5 protein-coding genes are annotated in these 4,883 nt (G+C 71.3%); 4 read left to right on the top strand and 1 reads right to left on the bottom strand.

Annotated elements, in window-relative coordinates:
- A partial coding sequence (locus GWI24_RS40325) for a zeta toxin family protein (protein ID WP_210950989.1) occupies positions 1-328 on the bottom strand: 328 nt, incomplete at its 3' end.
- 173 nt (positions 329-501) lie between these two features.
- On the opposite strand from GWI24_RS40325, the gene GWI24_RS40330 reads away from it, so the two are divergent.
- From GWI24_RS40330 to GWI24_RS40345, 4 genes are all read left to right on the top strand, one after another.
- Positions 502-1,161 carry a GntR family transcriptional regulator gene (locus tag GWI24_RS40330; protein WP_210950990.1) on the top strand — a complete coding sequence of 220 codons (660 nt, stop codon included), beginning with the start codon at positions 502-504 and terminating at the stop codon, positions 1,159-1,161.
- A gap of 87 nt (positions 1,162-1,248) precedes the next feature.
- Positions 1,249-2,151 (top strand): dihydrodipicolinate synthase family protein, encoded by a 903-nt coding sequence (locus GWI24_RS40335; RefSeq protein WP_210950991.1) that lies wholly within the window; start codon positions 1,249-1,251, stop codon positions 2,149-2,151.
- Positions 2,148-3,887, top strand: coding sequence for an L-arabinonate dehydratase (gene araD / locus GWI24_RS40340; RefSeq protein ID WP_210950992.1), 1,740 nt, complete (start codon positions 2,148-2,150; stop codon positions 3,885-3,887). The genes GWI24_RS40335 and araD overlap by 4 nt, the downstream gene beginning before the upstream one ends.
- Before the next feature lie 97 nt (positions 3,888-3,984).
- The coding region (locus GWI24_RS40345; RefSeq protein WP_210950993.1) for a carbohydrate ABC transporter permease at positions 3,985-4,883 on the top strand (899 nt) is incomplete at its 3' end.

Consider the following 4,883-nt stretch of genomic DNA (forward strand, 5'->3'; position numbering starts at 1 on the left):
CCGCCCACCCCGCGTCCCGCATCACCCGCTCCACCGTCTCCTCCAGCGCGCTCGTCGCCGGGACCACGGTCTCGACCCCACCCGGCAGCAGGTCCAGCGGCCGGTACCACTCGCGCATCTCCCGCTCGCCGTACTCGTCCGCCTGCGGCTTCGTGGCGTGCCGCCGCAGCGTCTCGGCGACCGGGACGACCCGGCGCAGATTGTCCTGGGCCACCAGCGCCAGGCCGCGTCCGTGGCGGGCGCGCAGCCCGGCGGCGACGGAGGACTTGCCGGACGCGGAGTTGCCGCGCAGCACGATCAGCCGCGTGGCCGCGGATCCCACCCTCATCCGGGCCACGCTATTGGCAGCGGAGGCGCGCGGAGGGGCCGTGGGCGAGCGATTGACCGTCATGCGCGAGTTTTGTCAGAACCGTTGACGAACCCCTGGGGGCGCCCTAATTTCATCGCGTCGTACTTCGTATGTCATATATGAGACGCGATATGTGAGATCTGAGAGCATCCATGGACATCGCCCCGAGCCCGATCCCCTCCCGCACCCAGTACGTGCTGGAGGCGGTCAAGCACGCGATTCTCACTGGCGGGTTGCGGCCCGGGCAGGCATTGGTGGAGGCCGAGCTGGCCGCGCAGTTCGGGGTGTCCAAGACGCCTGTGCGGGAGGCGCTCAAGACGCTCGCGGGGCGGGGGCTCGTGGTGATGAGCGAGTACAAGGGGGCCACGGTCAGGACCGTGGACACCGCGATGGCGCACGCCGTCTACGATGTGCGGCTGCTTCTGGAGCCCGAGGCGCTGCGCCGGACCGTGGCCGCGCGGGCCGGGCTGGAGGCCGCGCGGGCCGGGCTGGAGGCCGCGGGGGCCGCGCTGGAGCGGTCGGACGCGGCCGCCGATCCGGCCGGGCGGTCGCTCGCCAACCGCGACTTCCACCGGGCGCTCTATCTGCCCTGCGGCAACCCCCTGCTGACCCGGATGCTCGACGAACTGCGCGACCAGGCCGCGCTGGTGTCCGCCATCGCCTGGCAGGCGGTGCCCTCCTGGGAGCAGGAGGCCCGTGAGCACCGGGAGATCCTCGCCCGCGCGCTCGACGGCGACGCCGACGGCGCGGCCCGCGCACTGCACGAGCACATCGCCTCCTTCGTCCGGCGCGCCTTCCCGGACGGGGAGTAGCACCCGGCTGCCCCGGCCGCCGACCCCAGCACTCAGCACCATCCGAACAGCTCGTCCCGATGCCGACCATCGAGAGAAAGGGTTCGTATGGACTACTCACCGCTGAGGACGGCGCTCGCGGACGTCGTGGCGATCCCGGTGACCCCGTACGACGCGGAGGGCGCCGTGGACCGCGCCGCCTACCGGGCCCTGCTCCGTCGGCTCCTCGACGGCGGGGTCAAGGCCGTCACCCCGAACGGCAACACCGGGGAGTTCTACGCCCTCACCCTCGAAGAGCGGCGGCTGGTCACCGAGCTGACCGTCGAGGAGGCCGCCGGGCGGGCCGCCGTCCTCGTCGGCGTCGGCCATGACGCGGCCACCGCGGTCGAGGCCGCCCGTCACGCCCGCGCCGCCGGGGCCGGCATGGTGATGGTCCATCAGCCGGTGCATCCGTACGTCGCCCAGGACGGCTGGATCGACTACCACCGCGCCATCGCCGAGGCCGTCCCCGAGCTGGGCGTGGTGCCGTATCTGCGCAATCCGCTCATCGAGGGCGCGGCGATCGCCCGGCTCGGCGAGGAGTGCCCCAATGTCATCGGGGTCAAGTACGCGGTCCACGACGCCACCCGCTTCGCCGCCGTGGCGCGTGACGCCGGGCTGGACCGGTTCGTCTGGGTGGCCGGGCTCGCCGAGCTGTACGCGCCCTCGTACTGGGCGGTCGGCGCCACCGGCTTCACCTCGGGCCTGGTCAACGTGGCCCCCAACGTCTCGCTCAACATGCTGGGCGCGCTGCGCGCGGGGGACTATCCGGGCGCGATGAAGGTGTGGGAGCAGATCCGGCGGTTCGAGGACCTCAGGGCCGAGCGGCAGTCCGCCAACAACGTCACGGTGGTCAAGGAAGCGCTTGCCGCGATGGGCCTGTGCCGGCGCGACGTCCGCGCCCCGAGCAAGCCGCTGCCCGAGCCGAGGCGCGCGGAAGTCGCCGCGATCGTCGAGGGGTGGTCGGTATGAGTGCGCGACGGAGAACGCGCAAGCGCCCCGACGAGCTGCGCAGCCACCAGTGGTACGGCACCGACGGCCTGCGCTCCTTCAGCCACCGGGCCCGCACCCGCCAGCTCGGCTATCTCCCCGAGGAGCACCTGGGCAAGCCGGTCATCGCGATCCTCAACACCTGGAGCGATATCAACCCCTGCCATGTGCACCTGCGCGACCGCGCCCAGGCGGTCAAGCGCGGGGTCTGGCAGGCGGGCGGCTTCCCGCTGGAGTTCCCGGTCTCCACGCTCTCCGAGACCTTCCAGAAGCCCACCCCCATGCTCTACCGAAACCTCCTCGCCATGGAGACCGAGGAACTGCTGCGTTCGTACCCGGTCGACGGCGCCGTGCTGCTGGGCGGCTGCGACAAGTCCACCCCGGCGCTGCTGATGGGCGCGGCCAGCGCCGACCTCCCGGCGGTCTTCGTCCCGGCCGGGCCGATGCTGCCGGGGCACTGGCGCGACGAGGTGCTGGGCTCGGGCACCGACATGTGGAAGTACTGGGACGACAAGCGGGCCGGGCTGATCGGCGACTGCGAGATCTCCGAGCTGGAGCGGGGGCTGGCCCGTTCGCCCGGTCACTGCATGACGATGGGCACCGCCTCCACGCTGACGGCCGCCGCCGAGGCGCTGGGCGTGACCGTGCCCGGGGCCTCGTCCATCCCGGCCGTGGACTCCGGGCACGACCGGATGGCCGCCGCCTCCGGGTTACGCGTGGTCGAGCTGGCCTGGCAGGACCTGAGGCTCTCGGAGCTCCTCACCCGGGAGGCGTACGAGGACGCGGTCGCGACCGTGCTCGCCCTCGGCGGCTCCACCAACGCGGTGATCCATCTGATCGCCATGGCGGGCCGGTCCGGGGTGCGGCTCACCCTTGACGACTTCGACCGGATCGCCCGTACCGTCCCCGTGCTGGCCGATCTGCGGCCCGGCGGCCGGTACTTGATGGAGGACTTCCACTTCGCGGGCGGGCTCCCGGGCTTCCTCTCCCGGCTGACGGACGTCCTGCACCTGGACCGCCCCACCGTCGCCCACCCCACACTGCGCGAACAGCTCGACGGCGCCCTGGTGCACAACCCCGAGGTGATCCGGCCCCGCGACCGCCCGCTGGCCGAGGAGGGCGGAGTGGCGGTGCTGCGCGGCAATCTGTGCCCCGACGGCGCCGTCATCAAGCACATCGCGGCCGAGTCCCGGCTGCTGAAACACACCGGCCCGGCCGTGGTCTTCGACGACTACAGGACGATGCAGGCCACCATCAACGACCCCGGTCTCGGCATCACCGAGGACAGTGTGCTGGTGCTGCGCAACGCCGGGCCGCTCGGCGGCCCCGGAATGCCCGAGTACGGGATGCTGCCGATCCCCGACCATCTGCTGAAGCAGGGGGTGCGGGACATGGTGCGGATCTCCGACGCCCGGATGAGCGGCACCAGTTACGGGGCCTGTGTGCTGCACATCGCGCCCGAGTCGTATGTCGGCGGCCCGCTCGCGCTCGTCCGTGACGGCGATCCGATCACCCTCGACGTCGCGGCGCGGGTGCTGCGGCTGGAGGTGGACGACGCCGAGCTGGCACGGCGCCGGGCGCGGTGGACGGCCCCGCCGCCCCGCTACGAGCGCGGCTACGGCGCGCTCTACCAGGAGCAGATGACCCAGGCCGACACCGGCTGCGACTTCCGCTTCCTGGCCCGCCCCGGGGCGGTGCCCGAACCCTACGCGGGCTGAGCGAAATTTTTTTGCACGAGATACCGAACAACATTCGGTAAGCGCTTCACGGAAGCGCTTCACCAGACCCCGCACCTCTGAGAACGGAGAAGCAGTCATGGCCCACGCCGTGGCGAAACCACCCCGGGTCACCCGGCGCCGTACGGGAGGACCGGCCCGCCGCCTCCCGTATCTGCTGATCGCCCCCGCCGGGCTGCTGATGCTGGGCTTCATCGCCTATCCGATGCTCAGCGTCCTCTACTACAGCCTGCGGAACTACAACGTCACCAAGCCCTGGCGGAACGGCTACGCGGGCCTGGACAACTTCACCCGGATCTTCACCGACGACCCGCAGTTCTGGGACACGCTCGTCTTCAGCGGCAAATGGGTCGTCACCGAGGTGCTGCTGCAACTCCTGCTCGGCCTCGCGCTCGCCCTGCTGGTGAACCAGACCTTCCTCGGCCGCGGCCTCGCCCGCGCCCTGGTCTTCTCGCCCTGGGCCGTGTCCGGGGTGCTGACCACCACCATCTGGATGCTGCTCTACAACCCCTCGACCGGCATCAGCCGCTATCTCGCGGACGCGGGGCTCGGCACCTACGGCACCTCGGTGCTCTCGGACACCGGAACCGTCTTCTGGGCCGCCGTCGTCGCCGAACTCTGGCGCGGCGTCCCGTTCTTCGCGATCCTGCTCCTCGCCGACCTCCAGTCCATCCCCAGGGATCTCTACGAGGCGGCCTCGGTCGACGGCGCGGGCCGGGCGCGGCGGTTCCTCCACATCACCCTGCCGCACCTGAAGGACGCGATCATCCTCTCCACGCTGCTGCGCGGCGTCTGGGAGTTCAACAACGTCGATCTGCTCTACACCCTCACCGGCGGCGGACCGGCCGGGCAGACCACCACCCTTCCGCTGTACGTCGCCAACACCGGGATCAACGGCCATGACTTCGGCTACGCCTCCGCGCTGACCACCGTCGCCTTCGTGATCCTCCTCTTCTGCTCGATCCTCTATCTGCGCCT

It is taken from the genome of Streptomyces sp. MK37H, from assembly GCF_018035285.1.
Lineage (GTDB): Bacteria > Actinomycetota > Actinomycetes > Streptomycetales > Streptomycetaceae > Streptomyces > Streptomyces endocoffeicus.

Coding starts and splice junctions, on each gene's coding strand:
- araD (WP_210950992.1), top strand. CDS start 2,148: ATGAGTGCGCGACGGAGAACGCGCAAGCGCCCCGACGAGCTGCGCAGC.
- GWI24_RS40335 (WP_210950991.1), top strand. CDS start 1,249: ATGGACTACTCACCGCTGAGGACGGCGCTCGCGGACGTCGTGGCGATC.
- GWI24_RS40330 (WP_210950990.1), top strand. CDS start 502: ATGGACATCGCCCCGAGCCCGATCCCCTCCCGCACCCAGTACGTGCTG.